We start from the raw sequence: 26,420 nt of genomic DNA on the forward strand, positions 1-26,420 counted from the left end.
GCCTGCTCGCGCAGCGAAGCGCGCGGCTGCCCGCTCCCAGTGCTCACGCCGCCGTCTTCTTCAAACGCAGCCGAGACCAGGTGAGCAGCGAGAACACGATGGTGAGCACCACCAGCATGGCCACGTCGAGGTACCAGATACCCGGTTCGTGCTTCCACAGCGCGTCGGGCTGCGCACTGGCGAACAGGTCGCGGATGTTGATGGTGGACGCGCCTGAGGCGTAGCCCCAGCGGGCCGGGAAGAGCCACGAAACCTGTTCCAGCACAACGCGCCCCGTCACCGGGATCATGCCGCCGGCCATGACCAGCTGGCACATGATCGTGACGACCAGCAGCGGCATCACCTGTTCGTTGGACTTGGCGAGAGTGGACAGCAGCAGACCGACCACCACACAGGTGACCGCGGTCAGCGCGATGTCCACGTACAGCTCGGCGCTGCCCGCCGAGATGACCACACCCGGTCCGGGCCGCTTCTTGCCCGCCAGCACGATGCCCATCATGACCGCGGCCTGCAGCAGCGCCGCGAGGCTGAACACCACGACCTTGGACATCAGGTACGCGCCCGAGCCCAAGCCGACCGCGCGCTCGCGGTAGTAGATGGCGCGCTCGCCCACCAGATCGCGGACGGTCAGCGTCGAGCCCATGAAGCACGCGCCGAGGATGAGCACCACCAGGAGCTGTTGCGCTTCACTGCCGCCGGTGTTGACGAACGACCCGTCCGGCATCTGGGTGAAGCCGCCCTTCTGGAAGCCGTTCTTGCCCGGCACCACCAGGGACAGCCCGCCCAGGACGAACGGAAGTATCAGCAGGAAGGCGAGATACCCGCGGTCGGCGAAGATGAGTCGTATCTGCCTGCGCGACAGCGTCGAGAACTGTTTGAAGGAACTCGATTTCGGCGGCTTGGCGCGCTGGCCCTGCTGTACCGCGGGCGGCGGGGGCGCGAAGGCTTGGCGGGAACGGTAATTGGCGAAGGCGCGATCGGGATCCTCGGCGACGCGGGCGAAGATCTCGGCCCAGTCGCTGGTGCCGAGGAAATCGCGCACGCTGCCGGGATGCCCGGCGAACGCGGTCTTGCCGCCGGGCGCCAGCAGCAGCACCTGATCGCACATGTCCAGGCAGGCCACCGAATGCGTGACCACGATGACGGTGCGCCCGGCGTCGGCCAGCTCGCGCAGCATGGTCATGACCTGACGGTCCAGCGCCGGGTCCAGGCCCGAGGTGGGCTCGTCCAGGATCAGCAGCGAGGGGCCGGTGAGCAATTCCATGGCGACCGAGGCGCGCTTGCGCTGGCCGCCGGAGAGCCGATCGACGCGGGTGTCCGCGTGCTGGGTGAGCGAAAGCTCGTCCAGCACACCGTCGATGACGCGCTTGCGGTCGGCCTTGGTCGTGTCGGGGGGCAGTCGCAGCTGGGCGGCGAAGCCCAGCGCCTGCTTGACCGTGAGCTGACGGTGCAGCACGTCGTCCTGCGGCACCATGCCGATGCGCGAGCGCAGCGCTTCGTATTCGGCGTGCAGGCCGCGGCCCTCGAAGGTGACCACGCCGGCCGAGGGCTGGGTGTTGCCCGCGATGAGTTTGGACAGCGTCGACTTGCCCGCGCCCGAGGGTCCGATGAGCGCGGTCAGGGTGCCGCGCCCGGCCTGCAGGTTCACGTCGACCAGCAGCTGCTTGTTGCCCTCGACGGTGAAGCTGACCCCGTGCACGTGCAGGCCCTGCTCGGCGACCGGCCGCTGCCGGTGGACGAGCGTGCCCTCCTGGACGACGAAGTCGATGTTGCCGATGGTGACGATGTCGCGTTCGCGCAGCGCGGTGCGCTGTTCGCGGCGGCCGTTGACGAAGGTGCCGTTGGCCGAGCCCAGATCCTCGATGGCCAGATTGCCGCGATCGGAGACCAGGCGGGCGTGCCGGCGCGAGGCCAGCGGATCGTTGACGACGATCTCGTTGTCGCTGGTACGACCGATGTGCAAGCCGTTGGCGGGAATTCGATCGGCGCGCGCGGCCGGGCCGGTGCCGGCGCGGGCGCGCACCGGCGGGGTCGCGGAGATGGTCGCCTTGGCCGTCATGTTGATGTTGGCCGGGGCGTCCGGGTGCAAAGGCAGCGGCGCGGAGGGCATTCCGGCCGAGGGCATCGGGTTGCCCGCTGTCGGCGGCCGCTGCACGGGCTGCTGCGCCGAGTGCGGCGGGCGCTGCACCGGCTGCTGCGGATGCGCGGGTGTGGGCGGGCGGTGCTGTGCGGGCGGTCGGTACTGCGGCTGCTGCGGCGGCCGCTGCTGCGGCTGGCCGTGCGAGGGCGTCGGCGGGCGCTGCGGCGCCGGCGGCCGGTACTGCGGCTGCGCGCCCTGCGGTACCAGGTGCAGCAGCGGCCCGGTGATCGCGTCGCCGAGCCGCACCTGCACGGGCCGGTCGATGGTCAGCGGCTGGCCGATCCGGCGCGCGTCGACGAAAACACCATTGGTACTGCCGTTGTCGGCGAGCACCCACCCGTTCCCCCGCCAGGACAGTGTGGCGTGTACTCGCGAAACCAGCGGGCTGTCCACGAACAGTGTGACCTCGGGCGCCCGCCCCATGGTGATCTGCTGACTTGCGTCGAAGACCCGATCGGTTCCTTCATGACGCACGGTGATCTGCTGCGCCCCCGGTGAAGACATGGCCCGGATACTACCGGCTACCTCGCCCGGAGCCAGATGAGTCTCGAGGCGGTCGAGGGCGGATCACGGTTTGCCTCGCGCGCGGCGGCGCCGGCGTCGAATCACCGCCGGTCCGATGACCGATCGGGCGGCTGGCCCGGGCCGCGGGCCGGGTGCCGGATAATATGCGGTGGGCTCGAATCGCCCTACCGCGCGTGCGCGGGCGTTCGGCCGGTGGGGCGGAACAGGGCAGGACCGTGAGGGAGTGGACGTGGGGATGCGCCGGGCGACGGTGACGCTGATCCTGCTCACCTGTATCGCGGTGGTACTCGGCGGGTGTACCCGCAATGTTCCCGGCCGGGCGGTCTCGATCTACGACGATCCGTTCAAGGTCGCGGGACTGCCCACCACCAGCGGTCCCAGCGGACCGCGCGGCGGGGTGCCCGACAATCCGCTGCGCGCGGTGAACACCGACGACGGCGATATCGACCGGCTCGTCATGAACGCGATCGAGGACCTCGAGTCCTATTGGAGCAGCGAGTTCGGCAAGGACTTCGAGGGCGATTTCGTCCGGGTCACCAACCTGGTGTCCTGGAGCGCGAAAGCCCCACGCTCGCAACAGGTCCAGTTCTGCGAGGAGAGCACGTACCGGCTGGTCAACGCCGCCTACTGCAGTCTCGACCACACCATCGGCTGGGATCGCACCGTGCTGCTGCCCGCGGTGCAGGAGACCTTCGGGAAGATGTCGGTGGTCACCGTGATCGCCCACGAATACGGGCACGCCATCCAGAGCATCGCCAAGATCGTGAGCCGCAAGACCCCGACCATCGTGAAGGAGCAGCAGGCGGACTGCTTCGCGGGCGCGTTCATTCGCCATGTGGCCGAGGGCAAATCGAAGCATTTCACCATCAACACCTCCGACGGGCTCAACGCCGTGCTGGCCGCCACCGTCGCCATTCGCGATGACAATCCCGAGGATCCCGAGAGCGTGCACGGTTCGGCGTTCGAGCGGGTGACCGCGGTGCAGGTCGGTTTCACCGATGGGCCCAAGGCATGCAAGGCGATCGACACCGACGAGATCGAGCGCAGGCGCGGCAATCTGCCGCAGACCTTCGGCAACGACTCCACCATGGGCGAATCCGAGGTGGACCGCGGCAATCTCGACGAGCTGACCAAGGCCATGGCCGCGATCATGCCGATCGACGAGGCGCCCGAGTACACCTACGACGGCGCGACCCTGAAGTGCCGCAACGGCAAGGACACGGTGCCGGTGACCTACTGCCCGGCCACCAACACGATCGGCACCGATCTCTCCGCGCTGCGTGATCGCGGGCAGGCCAATACCGATGAGCAGGACGGTCTTCCGGTCAAGGTGACCGGTGATTTCACCGCGTATGTCGTGTTCATCTCGCGGTACGCGCTGGCGGTGCAGCAGAACGAGGGCCAGAAACTCAAGGGCGCCAAGACCGCACTGCGCGCGGCCTGCCTGGCCGGGGTGATCACCGGAAAACTGGCCGATCCCAACAGATCCAAGGGTGACGGGGACATCAGCCTGTCGCCGGGTGATCTCGACGAGGCGGTGTCCGGGCTGCTCACCGACGGTCTCGCCGCCAGTGACACCGACGGCAACACCGTCCCCAGCGGCTTCTCCCGGGTGGACGCCTTCCGCGCCGGGGTCCTGGGCACCCAGAACACCTGCACGTCCCGCTACAGCTAGCCCCGCTCAGCCGAAGGGCGGGGGCGCGACCGGTTCCAGGCGCAGCATGCGATTACCCAGCATGATCTCCGCGCCGGGGATCAGCGTCATGGGCTGGCCGGGCTGCAGCCGCACCCAGTCCCGGTACCCCGGCAGGCGCACCCGCGTGCCGTTGGTCGAGCCCCGATCCAGCACCGTGACATCCCAGTTCACCAGCCGGATCTCCGCGTGCGCACGGGACATGCCGCCGGAATTGTCGTCGATCTTCAAGGGCACCAGGCCGCCGCGGGCGGCATCGGAGAACTCCGGATCGCGCCCGGCGACGGCGTCGGCCGCCAGCATGTAGGTCATGCCGTCGTCGAGCACCAGCATGCCCAGCGGCGGCCTGATCACCTCGGAAACCTGCTGCGTCTGATCCACCGGCATACCGCACACCGAGCAGAACGCGGCGCGTGGATCGCTGGGATGCGCTCGCGCGCATTTGAATCCGAGCACCTTCGTGGTCAGCGCGGCCGCCTTGGCCGTCGCCTCCAGCCGGCGCTGCAGTCCCGGATCGGGTTTCGGCGCGGGGTTGGTGCCACCGGTCTCGGTGGGCGCGCGATGGGGATCGAATCCCGCGCTCGCACGGGGTGATTCGGCGGTCGGGTCGAATCCCGCGGTGGCGGGCAGCGCGTCGGTGTTCGGTTCGAATCCGGCGGTGGCCGGCGGTTCGCCCAGCTCGGTATCGGATTCGGTGGGAATGCGATTGGAGGTGCGGGTCGGCGCGAGATCGGTGTCCGCGGCCGAATCCGCCGCCCGCGGCGTCGATTCCGGTTCAGGGTCGAAGGAGGCGGTGGGCGGCGGCGGCACGACGGGGCCGCGCGCGCGAGCCGCGCCGGGCGCCACGGCCCACGCGCCGTCGGCGGGCCGCCAGGAGGTGACCGGGGCACCCTCGAACCAGACGACCGCGCCCCCCGCGACCGCCACACCCTCGATGAGCGAACCGATTCCGCGTTCGGGCAGCTCCGGCGCCCGGCGCTTGCCCGCGTCGATGAGCAGCGCCGCGGCCCGCGCGGGATGCGCGGCGACCCGGTCCACGGTGAAGGCGGCGTCGCTCCCGCGGTAGTACTCGAGCTGTTCACCGGCCAGCACGGCGGTCACCGAACCGTGCAGGAAGATCGCCACCCCGTCCGTCTCGGCGGCGGACAGGATGCCGAACTCGATCGGTTCACCCGGTGAGATGCGCTCGGCGTCCTTCATCAGCCAGCGGGTGGCCTGGCGCGCGACCTGCCTGCCCGGCCCGTCCGGGGCCAGGCGGGTGGCCTCGGCCACCAGATCCGACAGCGCGGTCGCGGCCGCGAACGCCCGCGAACGCGCGGTGAGCGCGCCCTGTTCACGGTGCGCGACCAGGATGACCGCACCGGCCACCCGGGCGACGATGTGATTGCCCGCGACAACCTCGACCTGCCGATCCATCAATGGAACCGGCCCCCGATGTTCGCGCGGCACGGGATGTTCAGCACACGCACCAGATTACGTGGCCGGTTTCGTTACGTCCGGGCCGCCGTCGAACGATGAGCGGTAGGAAGCGCGACGATGCGCGACGGCCCACCGGCCGCCGGGTTCGTCCGCTACCTTGATGGCACCGTACGGGAGGAACGAGGACCTGACATGGTTCGCACAGCGCGCACACCACTATTGGCCGCCTGTCTGTCACTGACCGCGCTGTTGCTGACCGCCTGCGGCAGCATCGAGGGCACGCCGGTCGCCGGCGAACTCGATGTCCGCACCCTGGAGGTCGGCTCCTACCCGGTCGACAAGTACGTCTACCCGCGCGACGCCGACGGCCAGGGCGCGCTGCTCGAGGGTTTCCGGATGGCCGACGCCGTGGTGCCGACGGTCGCCATCGACCCGTCGCTGACCTACGGTCGCGGCGGCCGGGCCACGGTGAGCACCGAGGACGCCACCAAGGTCGCCCTCGCGGCGCCCTCGCGCGCGGTGCTGGACCGCAACAAGCTGATCACCGCCTTCGCCGCCAGCGGCTCGGACAAGGTCGACGAGCCGGGCAAGCCGGATCCGGCGGGCGCCACCACCATCACCAACATGGTGCTGCGCTTCGGGGACGAGCGCACCGCCAAGACCGCCGCGAGCGAGCTCGAGGACGCCGACTTCGGTGTCGCGCCCGATCTCAACAAGAAGCTCACGCTCAGCCAGTACCCGAACGCCTTCATCCACTGGCGGCCGGGCGTACCCACGATCGGCGCGTTCCTGCCCTACAAGGATTTCGTGATCTCGCTGTTCATCCAGCGCCCCGCCGCCGACGAGAAGGACCTGCTGGACTGGGTCCGCAAGACCTTCGACGCCCAGGTCCCGGCGCTGGCGAAGTTCGCGCCCACCCCCGAGTCCAATCTCGGTGAGCTCGAGGTGGATCCGGACGACCTGCTGGCCCGGGCCGTGGTCGCCGAACGGGGCGACGGCACACCGGAACCGCGCACCTTCGCCGCCTACGGCGGGACCAAGATCGTGCACAGCGCCAACGACCAGGGCAAGATCCAGCAGGCGGTGAACGCGTCCGGTGCGGACGGGATCGCCACCGTGGACACCGCGTCGGTCATCCGCACCCGCGACGACGCCGGCGCGACGGCGCTGCTGGATGCGCTGGTCGCCGACGAGAGTGATCACTACGACAGCATCGGCGCGCCCAACGACGTCCCCGGCGCCAAGTGCGTACAGCTGAACAGCAAGGGCGACACCGAAACCGAGTACAAGAACCGCTGCTACGTGACCTACAAGCGCTACGTCGGCGTGGTCAGCAGCGACGACGAACCGGACGTGCGGCAGAAGATCGCGGCGCAGTACGCGCTCCTCGCGAACAGCCTGTAATCGGTAGGCTCGCCAGCGCACCACCCGCCGTGCCGCCCGCGAGATGATCCAGGAGCCGAGTCGATGACGCTACGTGCCGGCGCCCTGCTCGGCGGGTACCGGATCGTCAGGGTGCTCGGCTCCGGCGGGATGGGCACGGTCTACCTCGGCAGGCATCCGAGCCTGCCGCGCATGGACGCGCTCAAGGTGCTCTCCGGCGAGCTCTCACACGATCGGGAGTTCCGCGGGCGCTTCCAGCGCGAGGCCGATGTCGTTGCGGGCCTGGATCATCCGAACGTCGTCGCGGTGCACAATCGCGGCGAGGAGGACGGCCACCTCTGGATCGCCATGCAGTACGTCCGGGGCAGCGACGCCGCCGCCGAACTGCGGCGCGACCCGGCGGGGATGACACCCCTTCGCGCACTGACCATTACGTCGCAGGTCGGCCGGGGCTTGGACCACGCGCACCGCGCGGGCCTGCTGCACCGCGACGTCAAACCCGCGAATTTCCTGCTCGCCCAGCACGAGGGCGAGGAGGAACGGGCGCTGCTCGGTGATTTCGGCGTCGCCAAGAGCTCCGCCGACACCGTCGAACTCACCAAGACCGGCAGTTTCGTGGCGACGATCGACTATGCCCCGCCGGAACAGCTGGCGGGCCTGCCGCTGGATCCGCGCTCGGACGTGTACAGCCTCGGCTGCTCGTTCTACAAGCTGCTGACCGGCCAGAATCCCTATCCCGCGGCGCAACCGTCCCTGGTCATGCTCGGGCACCTGCATCAACCGCCGCCCCGGGCCACCGCGGTGCGTCCCGGACTGCCGCCCGCGATCGACGCGGTGTTCGCCCGGGTGCTGGCCAAGAACCCCGCCGCGCGCTACGGCTCCTGCCGGGAGTTCACCGAGGCCGCCGCCGAGGTGCTGATTCCCGGGTACCGCGCTTCCCACATCACGTCGCCGAGCGCACCCTGGTACACCGCTCCCCCGCGCAGACCGGGCGAAAACGGTGCACCGGCAACCACTTCCGCGGCAGCAACGGGTGACCCGCACACGGCCGAGACCGCCGCACACACCACCGCCGGGCACACCGGGCCGGGCACACCGGGTTTCGACGGCCCGCATCGGGTCGGAACCGGCGATCCGGCCGCGTCGACGCACACGCATCCCACCGTCACCGGGAACACGGGGCCGCAGGCGTTGGGACCACAGGCGTTGGGACACAACGGATCGTTACCCGCCGCGCCCGCCGCCACGGACATCGATCCGCCCTGGCAAGCCGCCGCGGACATCGATCCGCACCGGTCGGCCGCCGCACCGCGTGAACGTCGTGTCGGCCTGCGGCTCGGCCTGGGCGCGGCCGCGGTCGCGGTGGCAACCGCCGCGGGGTTCGGCGTTTACGCGATCGGCGGCGCGGGTGACTCCGGTCCGGGGACCGCGCCGGCCACCAGCGCCACCCCGTCGCCCCTGGAGACCGCCCGCGCGGAGAACCCTGCCTTCCACGGCAAGACGATCACCGTCGTCGACTTCGCGCAATACACCGCCGAGGAGAATCGCGACCGGGTCTACCTGGGCGGATCTCCGCAGGCCCGCTTCCTGGAAAGCCTCGGCTTCGTCTACAACCCGGCCTACGCCCCGCGCGACGCCGAGATCTCGCCCCGGACAGAGGATCCGAGCGAATTGCGCACGCCCGCGGACTCGTATGTCCTGGCGCTGCACGGCAATCAGAAGGTGCGCGGCGGGCAGACCACCGTGGTGTCGCCGGCCGAGATCATCGGCGCGCGCGGCAGGGTGATCGACCTCGAGGACCCCACCGCCGTCACGGCCTTCCAGCAGTGGGGACCGCGTACCGAGGAACTGCTGCTCGCCCGATTGATTCCGGTACTGCGCGGCGGCATCGAGTAGGGTGACCCCCGATTACCGGGGAGGGAATTGTGCGTAAGTTCAGGCGGTCCGTCGTGGCCGCCGCAATCGCGTTGACACTCGGATGCACCGCCGCCTGCGGGTCCGGGGACGGTTCGGGGGCGAGCGAACCAGAGGTGGATCTGGCCACGCTCGATGTCGGCAGCCTGCCGACCCAGCCGGTCACCTACGACAGGGTGACCAGCATCGAACAGGCCAAGGCGGTGGAGGCGATGCGACTCGCGAACACGGTGCCGCTGCCGTCCGAGGTCATTCCCGAGGTCACCGTCCCGGCGCAGGCCGCGAGCGTCGTGGTGCGGACGTTCATCGATTTCTCCTCGCGCGCCATCAAATCGCGCACCAACGCCGCGCCCGCCGCGCTGAACGATGCCGCGCCCGGGTTCGTCGTGGGCTTCGTCAGCAGCGGAAAATCCGATGACGAATATCCGGCGCTCTCCTACGAATACGACAACCTCGTCATGCTGTTCGAGGACGACGCCGCCGCGAGTGCCGCCGCACAGGCCCTGGGCCGCCTGGACTTCGAGTCCACCGCCGGCAACGAACGCGTAGAACTGGCGAAGTACCCCGGCGCGATCGTGCACGCCGACAGCAATCCGGCCAAGGGCGTCATCCGATCCTGGTACGCCACCGGCAAATTCGTCATCTTCACCTACGTGTGGGACAACCTCATGGCGGAGGCGAAAACCCGGGACCTGGGCAAGCTCACCACCCGCGTGGAACGCGCCCTGGAGGTGATTCCCCCGGCGCTGAACGCTTTCCAGGCGACGCCGAAGGATCAGCTCATGAATCTGACGATCGACCCCGACCAGATCCTGGGCCGGACGCTGGCCACGACGGCGCTGGATTCGGCGCAGCTCGGCACGCCCGGGGTCTTCGACGCGCACGGCGGACGGCATGTCGTGCAGGGCGCCGACTCCGCCGAACTGCTCGAACGCACCGGCGTGGACCGGGTGGCCTGGAACGGCGGCTACCTCTTCCGCGCCCGCGATGCCGACGCCGCCGCCGAGATCGTCACCGAGTTCAGTTCGACCACCCGGCTCTTCAAACGCGCGGAGAGTCCGGAAAATCTGCCGAACGCACAGTGCCGCAAGTACTCCGGCCCGGGCGCTGGCGACATTCCGTACTACTGCTTCGTCTCGCACGGCCGCTACGCCGCGCAGGTGTCCGCGCTGCAGCTCAAGGACGCGCAACAGCGCGTCGCCGCGCAGTACGCCATTCTGGTCAACGCTCACTGACACGGTGCCGGGGGATTTCTCATGCTTTCACGACGTATTCGCCATGCCGCGGCTGTGACGCTGACCGGGCTCGCGCTCGCGGGCTGCACCGTCGCGGGCTCGGCCACACCGGGCGAAACAGATGTGCGCGCTTTCGATGTCGGCAAATACGCGACGGGACCGCTGGAGGAGCGGTACACCTACACCCCCGATCTGGCCAAGGCTTCGAACCTGGCTCTGATGCGGCTCGCGAACCAGGTGGTGACCGGACCCGAGATCAACGCTCGGTTCAAATACGGCACCGGGCTGGTTCCGTTCCTCACCGCCGACAAGGCCACCAAGGTGCTGGCCGATGTCACCGCGCCCGTACTCACCCGCAACAACATGAAATTCGGTGTGGCGGTGGGCCACAGCGAGCAGGAGCCGATCAAGGGCGCGGCTCCCGAAGGCAGCCCCTTCACCGCGATCACCGTCATGCAGTTTCCGGACGAGGCGTCCGCGGCCCGGGCCGCGACCGAATTGGAAGAGGTCGACTTCGCGGTGGCCGCCGATGCCAATCAGCGGGTATCGCTGGCGAAATATCCCACTGCCCTGGCACATTGGCGGCCCGGGGTGGCGAGTATGGGCGTCAGCATCGCGCGCGGCAGCTACGTGGTCAACATGTACGTCGGTGTGCAGGATCCCGAGGAGAACCAGCTGACCACCCTCGCCGAGCAGGTTCTGGACGCTCAACTCCCGCTGCTGGACGCACTGCGTCCGCTCGATACCGAGGCGCTGCTGCGGCAGCCGTACGACCCGGACGGGCTGATGCGCCAAACCCTCAACATCCAGGGCATCGGGATGCCCGACTTCGGTCAGCAGGCGGTCTTCGAACAGCGCGGCTACCTGCACAGGGTGGCGGACCAAGCGCATTGGCGCCAACTGATGCAGGAGAACGGAGTCGACCGTTTCGCCGCGTCCGGCGCCTCCTACGAGGGCGCCACGGCCATGTTCCGCACTCGCGACGCGGACGCCGCGATCAGGTTCGGCGCGGCCGTCCTGTCGGCGAACCACACCGGGCCCGCCGAGGCGCCCGCCGGCGTTCCCGACACCACGTGCGGCGAGGCCCCGAAGGACACCACCGGCGGGCTGAAGCGCTACCGCTGCGTGGTTGCCTACCGGCAGTACGTGGCCGCCGTTCAGAGCGACCAGATCACCGATGTTCACCAGCGAGCGGCGGCCCAGTACGCCCTCATGGCGAATAGTTCCTGGTAACGGTGTTGTGAGCAGCCTCTCGAGTCGAGCTTCTCACCCCTGACCCATCGGCTCTGGTCAGCTACAGCCCTCCTCGGTTAGGGTGCTGGCGAATTGCTGAACAGGGGTGGAACCGTCGGGCAGTGACCTACGTCCAATCAAGATGTAGAGCTCGTCCGCCCGTCATCGAGAGGAGGCACCGTGGCCGGTGCATTCGAAGCCAGTAATGAGCTCATTCAGGCCAAGGCCCGGGAGTTCAAGCAGACCCACGAGACGCTCATGCATCTCATCGCCGACCTCAAGCGCGACGAGGACGCGATGACCGTGGGCTCGAACTGGCAGGGTGGCGCGCGGAACGCCTTCAACGCGTTCATGGAGCGGTACTACTTCCAGGCCGACAAGCTCAACGACAAGCTGATGGTCACGACCGAGAACCTGATCAAGGTCGGGTCGAACTACGAAGAGCACGACCGCGATTACGAGGCGCAGGTCAAGGCCCAGACCTCGAGCCTCGATCTACCGCCGATCTAGGCCGCCGCTCTCCCACTCGACCCATCAGCAAAGGACACCACCATGGCAGCCGTATCCAACGGTCAGATCATCTCCGCGCAGTTCGAGGGCGTCGCCGACGGCGCGAACTCGGTCATCCGCCGCGCGGAGAACATTCGCGACCAGCTCGAGGCGTTCCACCGCGCCGTCGAGGAGTTCGTCACCAACCACTGGAAGGGTGACGCCAACGAGGCGTTCGCCGACATGCAGCGCATGTGGAACACCCACGTCGGCCAGCTCAACGCCACCCTGAGTGGCGCGGGCACCCTGGTCCGCACGGGCAACGCCGAACTCCAGGCGAAGGACACCGCACTGGCCGGGCTCTTCTGAATCTTCTGCCTCCGCTTCGCTCCGGCGGGTTCGCGGCCGCTGTGCCTATCTGCCCTCCGCTTCGCTCCGGGCGGGTTCGCGGCCCTCTGGGCCCGGTTCTTCCCTCCCTCCGCTCCTCCGCTTCGCTCCCCCGCTCCACTCAGTCCAGAACCGGGCGGGCCGCGAACTTCGGGCGGGGGGAGTTCCGCGTTTGTGACCAGCAGGGCCGTCAGTCCGCGGGCAGCCAGCCGAGCTGGATCAACTCCTCGCCGGACCGGGTCACATAGGTGCCGCGGCCCGGGGGCATGAGGGACGGGCGGGTGTTGCCGAACAGGACGCCCTCGTCCCGGCTGCAGCTCATGATCAGGGCGGCGGAGTTCAGCTCCTTGAGGCGGTTGAGGGTGGCCTCGTACATCGCCCGGCCCGCTCCGCCCGACCGGCGGGCGATGATGAGGTGGAAGCCCAGATCGCGGGCGTGCGCGAGGTGGTCCAGAAGCGCGTGCAGGGGATTGCCGGTCGCGGTGGCCACGAGGTCGTAGTCGTCGACCACCACGTACAGCTCGGGCCCGGTCCACCAGGAGCGGTCGCGCAGCTGCTGCGGGGTGACGTCGGGTCCGGGCATCCGCTGGCTGACGTAGGCGGCCAGATCGGACATCTGCCGGGTGAACTCCGGCGCGGTGGACCCGTAGCCCGCGAGGTAGCCCGCGGGCACGGTGCCGAGCATGGTGCGCCGATAGTCGCCCATGATGACGCGGGCCTGATCGGGGGTATTCGCGGCGCAGATGGACCGCACGATCGACCGCAGCAGGGCGGTCTTGCCGCTCTCGGAATCACCGATGGCCACGAAGTGCGGACCGGCCGCGAAATCCAGGTACACCGGGGCCAATTCGGCCTCGTCGATGCCGAGAGGAAAGCGCATGCTCTTGTGCGCCGGGTCCGCGGCGGCGGGCCAGTCTTCCGCCAGGCGCAGCAGATCCGCGTACGGCAGCCGGTCGGGCAGCATCCGCACCCGGGGCGCGGCGCGACCGGGCGTACGCTGGGATATCTCCAAAACAGCCTGTGCCACAGCCGTTCCCAGTGTCTCCGGCGCGGATTCGCCGTCGACGCGGGGCAGCGCGGTGAGCATGTGCAGCAGATCCGCGGTCATGCCCCGACCTGGACGACCCATGGGCACCAGCGCCGCGAACTTGCGCCCGAGATCGGAATCCATGGGGTCGCCCAGGCGCAGTTCGATCCGGGTGCCGATCTGATCCTTGAGCGCGGGCCGCGCCTCCGGCCAGCGAGCCAGTGAGATCACCACGTGCATGCCGTACGAAAGGCCCTGCACCGCAAGGTTCATGACGGTCTGTTCCAGCGCGTCGAATTCCTGGCGGAAGGTGCCGTACCCGTCGATCACCAGGAAGGCGTCACCGAAGGGATCCTCTTGCGCGCCGGCCGCCGCCCGGGCCGCGGCGCCGTCGGGCGCGGTGTTCTCCCCGGGCGACTCCGGCGCGCGCAGTCGCCGGAACTCGGCCATGGATTCGATGCCGAGCTGCCGGAATCGGGCCTCGCGCCGGCGCACCAGGGCGACCATTTCCGCGATCGTGCGCCGAACCTTGTCCGCTTCCATCCGGGAGGCGACCGCGCCCACGTGCGGCAGGCCCTCGAGCCCGACCAGCGTGCCGCCGCCGAAATCGAGGCAGTAGAACTGGGTCTGTTCGGCGGTGTGGGTGAGCGACATGGCCATGATCAGCGTCCGCAGTGCGGTCGACTTGCCCGACTGCGGGCCGCCCACCACCGCGACGTTGCCCCGCGATCCGGACAGGTCGACGACCAGCGGATCACGGCGCTGATCGTAGGGCCGGTCCACCAGGCCGATGGGCGCGCGCAGGGTCGCGGTCCGGTTCCAATCGCCGGTGAGCACCGAACGCGGCAGCAGTTCATCCAGCGTCGGCGCCGCGTCCAGTGGCGGCAGCCATATCTCGTGCGCCGGGCGACCGTGCCCGCGCACCCGCGAGACCAGCATGCGCAGGTTGGAGATCTCCTCGGCGGGCGGCTGCGGCGTCACCGGCTCCGCCGGCCCGGGCGGCGGAATTCGGTCGGCGGCACGGAAATCCACGTGGGCGGCGGTGAAAGGCCGCGCGGTCACCTCGATGTCCCCGGATCGGGTGGCCGCACCGGGATCGCGGGTCGCGCCGGCGCCGGTGTACGGCCCGGAGACATAGGCGGATTGGAAGCGCACGATCTCCCCGGAATCGGATTTCAGATAGCCGCCGCCCGGGTTGCCGGGCAGGCTGTACGCGTCGGGCACCCCGAGCACCTGGCGGGATTCGTTGGCGGAGAAAGTCTTCAATCCGATCCGATAGGAGAGATGACTTTCCAGCCCCTTGAGCCGCCCTTCCTCCAGGCGCTGCGAGGCCAGCAGCAGATGCATGTGCAGCGAACGTCCCAGGCGCCCGATTCCGGTGAACAGTTCGGCGAAATCGGGGTGCTGGGACAGCAATTCGGAGAACTCGTCGAGCACGACGAACAGCGCGGGCAGGGGATCCAGATCGGCGCCCGCGGCCCGGGCCTTCTCGTATTCGGAGACATTGGCGAAATTGCCCGCCGCACGCAGCACTTCCTGCCTGCGATTCATTTCCCCGTCCAGCGCGTCGCGCATGCGATCGACGAGATCGGCCTCTTCCTCGAGATTGGTGATGATGGCCGCCACGTGCGCGACGCCTTCGAGTCCCAGGAAGGTCGCGCCGCCCTTGAAGTCGACCAGGACGAAATTCAACTGGTCCGGGGAATGCGTCGCGATCAGCGAAAGCACCAGGGTGCGCAGGAATTCCGACTTTCCGGAACCGGTCGCGCCGATGCACAGCCCGTGCGGTCCCATACCGCCCTCGGCGGCCTCCTTGATATCGAGCACCACCGGCAGGCCGTCCGCGCCGACGCCGAACGGCACCCGCAGCCGTTCGCGCCCGTACCGCGGCTGCCAGGCGGTCTCGGGCGTGAACGCGCCGATGTCACCGAGGCCGAGCAGCTGCGACCAGCTCGAAATGACCTCGCCCGCATCGCCCGCCGTATCACCGGTGCGCTGGATCGCGGCCCGGTACGGGGCGAGCCTGCGCGCCGCCTGTTCGGCCTCGCGCACGCCGATGCGGTCGATGCTCGCGAATCGTTCCATTCCTCCGCTCGCCCCGCGGCCCGCGCATTCGCCGTTCTCGACAACCAGCCCGATACCGCGCGCGGCGGCCAGCCGCGGGGCGTATCCGCACAGATCGATCACCGTGACGCCCTCGAAACCACTGTCCCGCAGGGGATCTTCCTCGGACTCCAGCAGCCCGCCGTCCACCACCAGCACGATCTGCACCAGATTCGGATCCGGCGGCTGATTGCGCGAGTACCGAACCCGGTTGAACAGCAGCGGATGCAGTCCCGCGTGCATCTCGCGAATGGATCCGTACACCATGCGCTCGCTGCCGACGCCGTCGATCGAGTCCGGATGCTGGGTGTGCGGTAGCCATTTGGCCCACTCCCACTCGCGGGCCGTGTCGGGACCGCAGACCACGGCGATCAGCACCTGATCCGGGCCCTGGAACATGGCCAGTTGCAGCAGCATCGCCCGGGTCAGCTCGCGGGACTGGGCGCGGTCGCCGGTCAGCGCGATGCTCGCGAAGCCCTTCACCGCGATGGCGGTCGGCAGGTCCGGCACCGTCGAATGCGTCCGGACGAAGCGCCGCAGCGACACCGCGGCTATCGGTTCGAGTTCCTCCACCGGACCGGTCTCCGGCGCCACCAGCCGGGTCGCGAGGCGCTGGCTGCCCAGCCCGATGCGGGCATGACAGAAGTCCTTGTCCCCGGGCCGCCGCTCCCACATGCGGGTGGTGCCCGCGAGCATCCAGACCAGACCGGGCGCGGGATGGCTCCACTCGATGGCGGTCCGCTGCTGCGCGGCGGTCTCGGCCACGTCGCGCCGGACCTGGTCGAGGTAGCGCAGGTAGTCCTTGCGATCCTCGTCCGCCTCGGACGCCTTCTGCCCCCGCCCGCCCTGCCCCGCGTACATGCCCACCATGGAGAACACCATCATCATGGGGAACATCAGGCTCATGGGGTTGGACGCGAACCCGCTGCCCGAGGTGAACATGAGCGCGACCATCCCGAGCATGCCGACCACCATGACCAGCGGCATGAGCTTGGTGAACAGGTTCGCCGGGACGGCGCGCGGGATCTCCGGCGGGGCCTGCAGCGTCACCTCGCCGCCCGGCGAGCGCGGGACCTCGCGCCGCGGCCGCCGCTGAAACCTGATGGTGCTGGGGATTTTTCTGCCCTCCGCTTCGCTCCGGGCGGGTTCGCGGGCGGGGATTGCGGCCCGCAGGGTTTTCGCGGGCTCAGTTTACGTGGGGTTATAGCCATCGCGTACAGTGCGGGCAACATTTCGGCACATGCCCGGCGCGGCGGCGGTGACTCGCGTGCCGGCGCGGACCAGAGGTCAAACCCGAGTTGGGGGCAGCGTGACGCTTGCGCGAAACGACCATATCGACGACGGGCGCGGCACGGTCCGGGCGCCGGACCTCGCGCGGGTGACGATCCTGGCCAAGCACACCCAGGTGGACATGGCCATTCCGGTCGACGTACCGGTCGCGCTGCTCATTCCGAGCGTGGTCGACATGGTCGCGCGGCACAGCCGGGCCAACGAGTTCGACAACGACGGCGAGACCTTCGAACCGCACGAGTGGGTGCTGGCCCGCATCGGCGAACCGCCCCTGTCCAATTCGCTGAGTCTGGCCGAGCAGGGCGTGCGCGACGGCGAACTGCTCATGCTCGAGAACGCCGGGCACACCGCCCCGACCCCGCTGTTCGACGACATCATGTACAACGTCGCCATCGCCGACGCCGACCACTTCCGCGGCTGGAACCCGCGCACGGCGCGCTGGACCGGCTCGATCCTCGCGGTGCTCGCCATGCTGGTCGGCTGCCTCGGCCTGCTGGCCGCGCCCGCTGCCGTCCCCGGCTGGGTGAGCGGGACCATCGCCCTGTTCGTGACCGTGCTGCTGGTGGTCGCCGCCACCGTCCTGGCCCGCATGTACGACGACTCCGCCACCGCGCTGGTCCTGGGCGGCTGCGCGCTCCCGGCGGCGTTCACCGCGGGCATGCTCATCGTCCCGGGCGAGTACGGCTGGGCGAATCTGCTGCTCGGCGCGGTACTCACCGGGGCCGTCGCCGTCCTGGCCCGGCGGGTGAGCGGCGTGGGCCCGGGCCTGTTCGCCGGCGCGGCCACGCTCGCGGTGTTCGCGATTCCCGCCGCCCTGGTCGGGCTCCTCACCGATGTGCCGAACAAGGCCGTCGGCGCGGGCGCGGCCGCCGCCGGACTGCTCGGATCGGCCCTCGCGCCAAGGCTTTCCATTCTGCTGGCCGCGCTGCCCCTGCCGCCGGTGCCCTCGCCCGGCACGCCCATCGACCCGACCGAGGACGATCCCGACGATCATCGCGCGCTGCCCACCCTGGAGGCGCTGCGCGTGAAATCCGAACGCGCACGCGAGTATCTGGCCGGATTGGTCGCCGCGACCACCCTGGCGGTGGTCGCCGGTGCGCTGGCCGCGTGCGATCCGGCTGCCGCACAGCGCTACTGGCCCGGGATCGCGCTCGCGCTGGTGTGCGCGGCGGTCCTGATGTTCCGCAGCCGGACCTATGCCGGGGCGGAGCAGGCCGTCATGCTCATCGCGGGCGGCGCGGGCATCGTGCTGCTGCTGTTGATCGGCACGGCCGTGCGCTATGAGGCGCCGCTGCTGGTTTTCGGTGCGGCCCTGCTGATCCTGGCCACCGCCCTGGTGTTCGGTATCGTGCTCCCGCGCAGGCAGGCCACCCCGCCCGTGCGCCGGGCGGTGGAGCTGCTGGAGTACACGTGCGTCGCCGCCGTCGTGCCGCTCGTGTTCTGGGTGACGGGTCTGTTCGCCCTGGTGCGCGGGCTCTGATTCCGCGATGCCGACCCGCCCGCCGAACCCGCTCCCGCGCGCGAGTGCCGCCGCGGCCGTGCTGGCCGTCGGCCTGTCCTTCGGCCTCGGCGCCGAACCCGTTGCTGCCCATGCCGATCGGCCGCCCGCCGTGGATCCGGGGCTGCTGCCGCCCGGCGGCCCCGCCGCGCCACCCGGCCGGACCGAACATCCCGCCAACTCCCCCTGCCTGAGCACGCAGTCCGGCGGCGACGGCCCGACCATTCCGCCCACGCAGCGGGCACTCGACCTCGAACACGCCTGGCGCTTCTCCCGGGGCGCGGGCCAGCTGGTCGCCGTCATCGACACCGGCGTAGTCCCGCATCCCCGTCTGCCCGGACTCGTTCCCGGCGGCGACTACGTCGCCAATTCCGGTGACGGAACCGAGGATTGCGACGCGCACGGCACCCTGGTGGCCGGGCTCATCGCCGCAACCCGCGTGCCCGGCCAGGGTTTCGCCGGTGTCGCCCCCGAGGCCCGGATCATGACCATCCGCCAGACCAGCGCCATGTACCAGGCCGAGGGCGCGAGCCGGGACAAGGGCCCCGATGACATGCCCGATGGCTACGGCAAGATCTCCGCGCTGGCCTCGGCCGTGCGCCGGGCCGCGGACGCCGGTGCGCGCGTCATCAACATCTCGCTCGTCGCCTGTCCCGCGAGCCGGCCGGAGACCGTGGAGATGGGCAGGCTCGGCGCCGCGGTGCGCTACGCGGCGGTCGAGAAGGACGTCGTGGTGATCGCGTCGGCGGGCAACACCGACACCTGCCGGGCGAGCAATCCCGGACCGGACCAGCTGCACCCGGACGCCGACCTCTGGAATCGCGTCTCCTCCTACGTGGTTCCGGCCTGGTGGGACGAGTATGTGCTCTCGGTCGGCTCGGTCGACGCCTTCGGCAGCCCGTCGGCGTTCACGGTGCCCGGCCCGTGGGTCGGGGTGGCGGCGCCGGGCGAGAACATCGTCTCCCTGGACCCACGAGGCACCGGGCTGACGACCGCCAAGGTGTCCAACCAGGGCCAGGTATCGCGCTACAGCGGAACGAGTTTCGCCGCGCCCTACGTCTCCGGTGTCGCCGCCCTGGTGCGCTCGCGCTTCCCGGACCTGAACGCCCGCGCGGTGATCGACCGCATCCAGGCCACGGCCCACGCCCCCGGAGAGGGCTGGAATCCCTACGTGGGCTACGGCTCGATCGATCCGGTGGCCGCCCTGACCGCCGAGGTGCCGCGCACGCTACCGCCCAAGCGCCCCAACGCAGCTCGCGATCAGCAGCTCCCCCTGCCCGCACCATCCCCGCCCCCGGACAGCACCCCGCGCAACGTGGCCCTGATCGGCACCGGCATAGTCGGCCTCCTGGTCGTGCTGGGCTTCCTCGCCTCGTTCCCCTTGCGCCGCAAGTTCGGCATGGGCGACAAGGACTGACGCCAACGAACTCGACCTGTGCCGTTCGACAGACACCGGCGCTCAGTTCTGTTTCTTGACAGGCTGTTTCGCCGGATCCGGGTCCGGCGCGACCCCGTCGTGGGCGACCATCGCCGCCTCGCGGCTCAGCGTGGGCCCGGGTGCGAGCAGGCCGATGATCTGCCACGGCGCGGGTTCCGGGCGCACCGACTCGGGATCCATGCCCAGCGCCTTCGCGGCCTCCAGGTTCTTGACCCCGTAGCGAACCCCGTAGTCGGACAGGAAGAACAGGCTGTCCCGGCGCTGGCTGTCCGGCTCGATCCCGGTGCTCTGGACGTACGCGCCCGTCCCCGGCGTCAGGTAGAACGCGTCGAGTTCGGGACCGTCGCCGTCGGCCTGCGCCAGCGGAACCAGCCGCGCCCGATCGGGAATGGGCGGCGCGTGCCCGGTCAGCACGGTGAGTTCGGCGTGCCGGCTGCCGTCGGAGGTATCGGCGGAGTCGATGGGCCGCCACGAAAGACAGTCCACGGGTTGGTCTTTGCCGTCCACCAGGGTGGGCGCGGCCGCCGGGTAGTCGCCGACCGGCAGCGCGGCAGAGACCGGCGCGCCGGTGCGATCGGCCTGCGCGATGTCGTCGGCGGTCGCGGTGGAACGGTAGGCGTTGCGAATGATGTCCGCGGTCAGCGGGGGCACCGGCTGCAGACCGTCCGACAGCACCACGTAGTGCTTGTTGTCGGTGCGCACCCGGACCACGTCACCGATGCGATGCGCACCGATCGAATAACCAGGCGCCGCACCGGCATCCGCGATGACCGGGGCGGTCAGCGGCAGCACCTCCGGAATGGCGTTGAGCAGTCCTTCGCTGATCGGCCGGGGCGCGTGCCCGCGGATCTCGAGGGCGTCGACCACCGCGCGGTCGTTCATGTCCAGTCGCGCACGCTGATTGCCGTACACGAGGTAGGTGTGGTCGCGCCCGCGCACCAGCAGGGCCCGGCCCGCGGCCAGCGGCGCGGCCTTGTCGCCGAGATCGGGCGTGCCCGCGATGACCGAGGTGGTCAGGGTGGCGCTGCCGTCGTTGGCGAGCGCGTCGCACACGGTCCAGGCGCGGCCCGACCCGCCGGCGTCGAAGTTCAGCGAGGCGGGCGCGCCGGGAATGCCGATCAGTTGCCCGCGCGGCTTCTTGGCGAGTTCGGATTCCTTGACCGTGCCGGGTTTGGCGGCCTCGCCCGCCGCCAGCCGCGCCGACGCCAGATTCAGCGCCGGGTGCACCACGTTGTCGATGACGACGTACACCGCGCCGGTGTTCTTGCCGAGCAGGATCTTGTTCGAGCCGATCTTGTCCTGCGGACGCAGGAGGGCTAACAACCCGCAACCGGCCAGTGCGACACACGCGAGGATCACCCCGACGGTGAAGGCGCGGGACTGGGCGCGCATGGGGTCGTGCAGCATCCGCACGTCCCTGCGAACCAGGGCGTGTTCCATGCGCCGAACCAGGAAGCGATAGCCACTGACCTGCCACCGCGTCGTAGGTTTTGACGGCATGCGAACTCCCCGACCAGTCATTGCGTTCGCCGAACACAGTACAGTTCCCCCGAATCCGGATGAGCACTCGGCCGCCTCCGGCGGGCCGGGAATCGGCGATCGGGGAGCGATGTGAGGCGCCGCGTGCGACTGATGAACCTGCTGGTCGCGCAGTCGACCGCGGTGGCCGTCCTGCTCGTCACGATGCTCTCCGGCGTGCCACGCTGGCCCGCGCTCGGTGTGTCACTCGCCCTGGGGCTGGCACTCCTCGTGCCGTTGGGCAAACGTTCAGTTGCCGAGTGGATCGCCACCCGCTGCCGCTTTCGCGCCCGCCGTCCGCGCGCCCTCGCCGACCCCGTCGACTTCAGCGCCGCCGACGGTCGTTCCCTCGGGCTGTACGCGGACCGCACGCGCGTGGTCGCCGTCGTGGAGGTACTACCGCCCAGGGGCGGGCTGACCCGCCTGGGCCGTACCACCGTGCGGTCCTCGCACCTGCTGCCCCTGGCCGCCCTGGCCGAGCGGCTCGTCCAGCACGACATCCGGCTGGCGGGCATCGACATCATTTCGCACGGTCATCGCAGCCGGTCCGGAACCCCGGCGGGGGCCAGCTACGAAACCCTGCTCGGCCCGCTGCCCGCCACCGCGCACCGCACGGTGTGGCTGGCCATCGCCTTCGATCCCCTGCTGTGCCCGGACGCGGCGGACCGGCGCGGCGGCGGCCCGGCCGGGGCGTACCGCGCGGTCACCATCGCCACTCGGCGCATCGTGCGCACCCTGGAGGACGCCGGCTGCGCCGCCCGCGTTCTCACCGCGCCCGAGATCACCCAGGCCGCCCTGCAGATCACCGGCGGCGCGGACCCCGGCGATCTCACCCAGCACTGGCGCTACGCCGAACTCGGCAACGGCGTGAACATCGGCGCGGCCCTGGACCCGGGCCGGATCGGCTCCGAGGCGCTGGATCGGCTGTGGGTGCCGCCGTCCCGCGGCACCACGGTCGCGGTGCGACTGCGTCCCGGCGATACCCCGGACACCGTGCGCGTCGGCGCGGCCTGGCGGCTCACCGCCCGCGAGCTGCCCGACGAGCCGGTGCACAGGCGCATGATCTCCATGAACGGCCGCCAGCGCGAGAGCCTGCTCGCCCAATTGCCGCTGGCCGTACCGGGATTGGACGACGCCGTCCCGACCCTCGAACGCCCGCTGGCCGAGCTCGACGAGGTCCGGCTGCCCTCGGCGGGCTGCGGCCAGCTGCTCGGTTCCGACGACGCGGGTAACGGGGTCGCCGTACGCCTTGTCGGCCAGGGCATTTCGACCGTGTACATCTCCGGCGAGCTCTATCTGGCGCAGCAGCTGGTCTTCCGCGCGCTCGCCATCGGCGAACGGGTGCTCATCCGCACCGATCGCGCGGGGTCCTGGGACCACCTGCTCACCACGATCGGCAATCCCGAGCGACTGGCACTGGCCGCCGAAACCCACCAGTCCGACGCGGGATTCACCGCCGTCCTGGTGGACGGCGTGCTCGCGCCCGGCCCGCACGCGGGCGTCACCACCCTGTACCTCACCGGCGATCCCCTGGGCTGGCCCGGCGCCGCCCCCGACCTGTCGATCCGCCAGCCCGGCGCGGCGGGCAATCGAATCACCCTGCGCACCGGCACCACCGAGGTGGAACTGAATCTGGTCTCGATCCCACGCGAGGCCACGTACATCGGCCGGCCCCGCGCCGCCCGGGCACTCGTGGACCAGGCGTAGGCCGGGTCCGGAGAGGCGGCCACGCCGGGGCGATAACCCGCGGCACCCGATCAGTACGGCCACCACACAGCCGGGCGGGCAAGCCTGCGGGGCAGGAGGTATCGGTGATCACGCCGAGCGCGCGGAGCCGGACACGATGCATTCGGCTGGACCACGGCATTCCGGGTACCGGCCGCGCACACGAAGGGCGTGATTCCGCCGGAATTGCCGGGCGGCCGACCCGCAGATCACGTGCGGGCGCGGTCTACCCCGGATACGGGTCGGTCGCCCGCGCCGCACGCAAAGTCCGTCCCCACCAAGCAAGTTGGTCCAACTGCCTGGCCGCGGCATCGATAGCCGCACCGTCCGAGGTCTCCCCCGCCGCGTCGAACTTCCGTTTGGCCTCGTGGAAACTGACCGTCTCGCGAATAGACACCATATGGATCTCGGCGACGACCTGGCGCAACTGCTCGACGGCGCGCAACCCTCCGGAGAGCCCGCCGTAACTCACGAATCCGATGGGCTTGGCCCGCCATTCGCGTTTGGCGGTGTCGAGCGCGGTCTTGACCGACGCCGGGTAGCCGTGGTTGTACTCGGAGGTCACGACCACGAAAGCGTCTGCGGCGGCGATCCTTTCGCAGTAGGCCCGGGACTCGGCGGTGACGCTGAGATCCGTCGGCAACGGAGTCTCGGCCAGGTCGATGACCCGCACGTCGAAGCGCTCGTCGGCGCGGGCCGCGCGCAGGAACCACTCCGCCACCACCGGCGCGAATCGTTCCGGGCGCACACTGGCCACGATGACTTCGAGCCGCAGCGGGTTCTCCATACGCCGAGCCTAGTGCGGCCCGGCCCGTCCGGTCGCGTAGGACACCAGCCCCTCGGCGGGCGCGGTACGCGCGGTGAAGTCGAGCGCCTGACGCGCTCGTTCGGCATGCGCGACCAGGTGCCGGATATCGGTGATCCGGTACTGCCCGGTGACCACCGGCGCGGGCCCGTCCAGCGCCTTGGCCATGGTCGAGGCCACCTCCCACAGCGTGAGCGGCTGTCCCGAACCGATATTCAGCGGCACGAAGCCGGGCAGCCCGCGCTCCACGGCGGCCACCGTCGCACTCGCCACGTCCCGGACCTGCACGAAATCCCGGACCTGCCCGCCGTCCTCGAACACGTGCGGCGCTCGCCCCGCGCTCAGCTCGGCCCGAAACCGTGCCACCACACCGGTTTCCGCCGTCCGCACCGCCCGCGCACCCGCGACCGGCTCACCGTAGACGGGGTTGTACCGCAGCACCGTCGCGGCCGATCCGGTACTGACCGCCCACGCCAGCGCGTAATGCTCCTGCGCGACCTTGCTCGCCGCGTAGGCGCTGCGCGGCCGCAGCGGCGCGTCCTCCCCGAACGGCTCCCAGGTCAGCAACTCCCCCGTGCGCGGCGCCCGATGATCGAACAGTCCCCGATCGAGATCACCCCGCCGCCGCAGTCCCGGAAAGAACGGCCCGCTCCGCACGGCCCGGTACCGCCCCTCCCCGTACACCGCCACCGTCGAGGCGAGCACGAGCCGCCGCACCCCCGCTCTTTCCATGGCGGCCAGCAGAATCGCGGTCCCCGCGTCGTTGTGCGTGGCGTAGGCCGCGGCCGCCTGCATCTGCAACGGCCCCCGCCGCACCGGCGCCGCGCTCCGCCCACCGCCGTCCTCGGCGCCCCGCGCCCCGTCGGGCCCGCGCACGCAGGGCCCGGCACCGTGTCCCGCGTCCTCGCTGCGCCCACCGGCCGCACCTCGGCCGCCGCCCTCGGCCCCGCCGCGCACCGCGCCGTGTCCGGCCGGCTGCTGACGATGAGTGGGAACAGTGCTGCGCCCCGGGCCTTTTCCCGGATCCGGGTCACCATCGCCCCGCCGGCGCCCGCCGCGTCGCCCCGCCCGGCGGACCCATCGGCCCGCCCCGGCGCGCTCGGCCCTCCCGGCTGCCCGGCGGCGAACTTACCCCCGGCCGGGTCGACGGGTTCCGCCACCGGCGCAGCGGAACTCGCGCCCGGCGCGGCTGGGCCACTGGTCTCCGCGTCCCGCACCTGCGCACGCGGCACGGCCTCGGGCTCCGGCATCGGCGGCGGCGGATCCGGCAGCGGTACAGCGGCGGCCAGGTGACACACCACGTCGATCCCCCGCAGAAGTGGTTCCAGCGCTTCGGGATTGCGGATGTCGACCAGCGAAACCCGTTCGGGCGCCGTCGATGCCGGTCCGTGCACCGCGCCGAGCATGGCGTCGATGGCGACGACCTCGTGCCCCGCCTCCAGGAGAGCGCGATGCACGTGGGAACCGATGTAGCCGGCCGCCCCGGTCAGCAGCACTCGCAACCGGCCCGCCACAGGTCTACCCGAGCTCATTCCTCCAGCGTAGGCGACCACGGCGGAGTGTGGACCGAGCGCATCTCGATCCGGGCGCATCAGACAGAACGAAGGCCCGGCCCCCGATGGGGCCGGGCCCTATACGAGCGGAGGGGTCAGGGCAGTTCGAAGGGCAGCTGCACGCCGGTGCCCGAGTGCACGCGGCAGGCGTCGCAGGTGTCGTCGCCCTCGACGGCGGCGACCGCGCGGCGCACCAATCCCTTGAAGGGCACCAGGTTTCGCTCGAACTCGGCGAACACGTCGACCGCGCTCACTCCGTGCCCGGACTCCACGCCGGCGTCCAGGTCGGTGACCAGAGCGATTGCGGAGTAGCACATTTCGAGTTCCCGGGCGAGCACAGCCTCGGGATGACCGGTCATATTGACCAGCTCCCAGCCCAATCCGGCGAACCACTGGCTCTCGGCGCGGGTGGAGAAGCGCGGGCCCTGCACCACGACCATGGTGCCGTGATCCTTCAGCGGCAGTTCGTCGCCCTTGGCCCCGATGGCCGCGGTGCGCAGTTCCGCGCAGTACGGGTCGGCGAAGGAGACGTGCACGCCGCCCGCGTCGAAGAAGGTCTGATCCCGCCCGGACGTGCGGTCCACCAGCTGATCGGGCACGGCCACGGTGCCCGGCCCCCAGTCCGCGCGCAGGCTGCCGACGGCGCAGGGACCGAAGATCCGCCGCACGCCCAGCGAGCGCAGCGCCCACATGTTGGCCCGGTAGGGCACGGTGTGCGGGGAGAACTCGTGTTTGCGGCCGTGCCGGGGCAGGAACGCCACCGACCGGCCCTCCACGGTGCCGATGGTGATGGGCGCACTGGGCGCGCCGTAGGGAGTCTCGACCTCCACCGCGGTCGCGTCGTCACCGAAGAAGTCGTAGAAACCGCTGCCGCCGATAATGGCCAGTGTGGCCCGAGTATCCGAACTCATGCGGCCAATTCTCGCCCATTTGCGCGTGAGTGGTGGTACCAGGGCGGACGCTGTACCCTAGGGGGGTATTGACGCCGGGAGTGAGGAAACCGTCGGTGACCAAGGATCAGATCAGCACGGCCGCAGCGGTGACG

At 70.3% G+C, this 26,420-nt stretch carries 17 protein-coding genes and 1 pseudogene; 10 read left to right on the forward strand and 8 right to left on the reverse strand.

Features of this window, described 5'->3' with window-relative positions; genetic code table 11:
* Positions 1 to 43 precede the first annotated feature (43 nt).
* Entirely contained in the window at positions 44 to 2,644 is a 2,601-nt protein-coding gene (locus tag ACWDOP_RS04260; RefSeq protein ID WP_454202355.1) for an FHA domain-containing protein, read from the reverse strand.
* Positions 2,645 to 2,900: 256 nt separating this feature from the next.
* Between ACWDOP_RS04260 and ACWDOP_RS04265 the strand changes: the two genes are divergently transcribed.
* Positions 2,901 to 4,340 (forward strand): metallopeptidase, encoded by a 1,440-nt coding sequence (locus ACWDOP_RS04265; RefSeq protein WP_456344049.1) that lies wholly within the window; start codon positions 2,901 to 2,903, stop codon positions 4,338 to 4,340.
* Positions 4,341 to 4,346: 6 nt separating this feature from the next.
* Here ACWDOP_RS04265 and ACWDOP_RS04270 read toward each other — a convergent pair whose 3' ends face one another.
* The gene (locus tag ACWDOP_RS04270) at positions 4,347 to 5,774 is read right to left on the reverse strand and encodes an FHA domain-containing protein (RefSeq protein ID WP_456343876.1); all 1,428 of its coding nucleotides are present in this window, start codon (positions 5,772 to 5,774) and stop codon (positions 4,347 to 4,349) included.
* Positions 5,775 to 5,969: 195 nt separating this feature from the next.
* Between ACWDOP_RS04270 and ACWDOP_RS04275 the strand changes: the two genes are divergently transcribed.
* The 6 genes from ACWDOP_RS04275 (at position 5,970) to ACWDOP_RS04300 (ending at position 12,400) form a co-directional block, all read left to right on the forward strand.
* Positions 5,970 to 7,181: a DUF7373 family lipoprotein gene (locus tag ACWDOP_RS04275; protein WP_456343877.1), complete on the forward strand. Its 1,212-nt coding sequence runs from the start codon at positions 5,970 to 5,972 to the stop codon at positions 7,179 to 7,181.
* A gap of 63 nt (positions 7,182 to 7,244) precedes the next feature.
* Positions 7,245 to 9,056 carry a protein kinase domain-containing protein gene (locus tag ACWDOP_RS04280; protein ID WP_456343878.1) on the forward strand — a complete coding sequence of 604 codons (1,812 nt, stop codon included), beginning with the start codon at positions 7,245 to 7,247 and terminating at the stop codon, positions 9,054 to 9,056.
* A 53-nt stretch (positions 9,057 to 9,109) separates the two neighbouring features.
* On the forward strand, positions 9,110 to 10,309 hold the full coding sequence (locus ACWDOP_RS04285; RefSeq protein WP_456343879.1) for a DUF7373 family lipoprotein: 1,200 nt from the start codon (positions 9,110 to 9,112) through the stop codon (positions 10,307 to 10,309).
* Positions 10,310 to 10,330: 21 nt separating this feature from the next.
* Positions 10,331 to 11,542, forward strand: a complete 1,212-nt coding sequence (locus ACWDOP_RS04290; protein WP_456343880.1) for a DUF7373 family lipoprotein — start codon at positions 10,331 to 10,333, stop codon at positions 11,540 to 11,542.
* A gap of 180 nt (positions 11,543 to 11,722) precedes the next feature.
* Positions 11,723 to 12,052 (forward strand): WXG100 family type VII secretion target, encoded by a 330-nt coding sequence (locus tag ACWDOP_RS04295; RefSeq protein WP_454202349.1) that lies wholly within the window; start codon positions 11,723 to 11,725, stop codon positions 12,050 to 12,052.
* A gap of 42 nt (positions 12,053 to 12,094) precedes the next feature.
* The gene (locus ACWDOP_RS04300) at positions 12,095 to 12,400 is read left to right on the forward strand and encodes a WXG100 family type VII secretion target (protein ID WP_454202348.1); all 306 of its coding nucleotides are present in this window, start codon (positions 12,095 to 12,097) and stop codon (positions 12,398 to 12,400) included.
* Between the two features lie 208 nt (positions 12,401 to 12,608).
* On the opposite strand, the gene eccCa is transcribed toward ACWDOP_RS04300, so the two are convergent.
* Positions 12,609 to 16,598, reverse strand: a complete 3,990-nt coding sequence (gene eccCa, locus ACWDOP_RS04305; RefSeq protein WP_456343881.1) for a type VII secretion protein EccCa — start codon at positions 16,596 to 16,598, stop codon at positions 12,609 to 12,611.
* A 259-nt stretch (positions 16,599 to 16,857) separates the two neighbouring features.
* Here eccCa and eccD point away from each other — a divergent pair, with 259 nt between their 5' ends.
* Together eccD and mycP are read left to right on the forward strand one after the other, a co-directional pair.
* Positions 16,858 to 18,318: a type VII secretion integral membrane protein EccD gene (gene eccD / locus ACWDOP_RS04310; protein ID WP_456343882.1), complete on the forward strand. Its 1,461-nt coding sequence runs from the start codon at positions 16,858 to 16,860 to the stop codon at positions 18,316 to 18,318.
* 7 nt (positions 18,319 to 18,325) lie between these two features.
* Positions 18,326 to 19,753 carry a type VII secretion-associated serine protease mycosin gene (gene mycP / locus ACWDOP_RS04315; protein WP_456343883.1) on the forward strand — a complete coding sequence of 476 codons (1,428 nt, stop codon included), beginning with the start codon at positions 18,326 to 18,328 and terminating at the stop codon, positions 19,751 to 19,753.
* A gap of 42 nt (positions 19,754 to 19,795) precedes the next feature.
* Here the strand turns inward: mycP and eccB are convergent, their stop codons facing one another.
* Positions 19,796 to 21,274: a type VII secretion protein EccB gene (gene eccB, locus ACWDOP_RS04320; protein WP_456343884.1), complete on the reverse strand. Its 1,479-nt coding sequence runs from the start codon at positions 21,272 to 21,274 to the stop codon at positions 19,796 to 19,798.
* A 132-nt stretch (positions 21,275 to 21,406) separates the two neighbouring features.
* Here eccB and eccE point away from each other — a divergent pair, with 132 nt between their 5' ends.
* The gene (gene eccE, locus ACWDOP_RS04325) at positions 21,407 to 22,999 is read left to right on the forward strand and encodes a type VII secretion protein EccE (RefSeq protein WP_456344050.1); all 1,593 of its coding nucleotides are present in this window, start codon (positions 21,407 to 21,409) and stop codon (positions 22,997 to 22,999) included.
* A gap of 244 nt (positions 23,000 to 23,243) precedes the next feature.
* Here eccE and ACWDOP_RS04330 read toward each other — a convergent pair whose 3' ends face one another.
* The 4 genes and pseudogenes from ACWDOP_RS04330 to ACWDOP_RS04345 all read right to left on the reverse strand — a co-directional run bounded on the left by ACWDOP_RS04330 (position 23,244) and on the right by ACWDOP_RS04345 (position 26,286).
* Positions 23,244 to 23,804, reverse strand: coding sequence for an NADPH-dependent FMN reductase (locus tag ACWDOP_RS04330; RefSeq protein WP_456343885.1), 561 nt, complete (start codon positions 23,802 to 23,804; stop codon positions 23,244 to 23,246).
* A gap of 9 nt (positions 23,805 to 23,813) precedes the next feature.
* Positions 23,814 to 24,698 carry an NAD-dependent epimerase/dehydratase family protein gene (locus ACWDOP_RS04335; protein WP_456343886.1) on the reverse strand — a complete coding sequence of 295 codons (885 nt, stop codon included), beginning with the start codon at positions 24,696 to 24,698 and terminating at the stop codon, positions 23,814 to 23,816.
* 455 nt (positions 24,699 to 25,153) lie between these two features.
* Positions 25,154 to 25,414, reverse strand: a pseudogene (locus ACWDOP_RS04340) (NAD-dependent epimerase/dehydratase family protein); the annotation flags it as partial.
* Positions 25,415 to 25,470: 56 nt separating this feature from the next.
* Positions 25,471 to 26,286 carry an S-methyl-5'-thioadenosine phosphorylase gene (locus tag ACWDOP_RS04345; protein WP_454202342.1) on the reverse strand — a complete coding sequence of 272 codons (816 nt, stop codon included), beginning with the start codon at positions 26,284 to 26,286 and terminating at the stop codon, positions 25,471 to 25,473.
* Between the last annotated feature and the right edge of the window lie 134 nt (positions 26,287 to 26,420).

The sequence above is a fragment of the Nocardia sp. NPDC003693 genome (assembly GCF_053981095.1).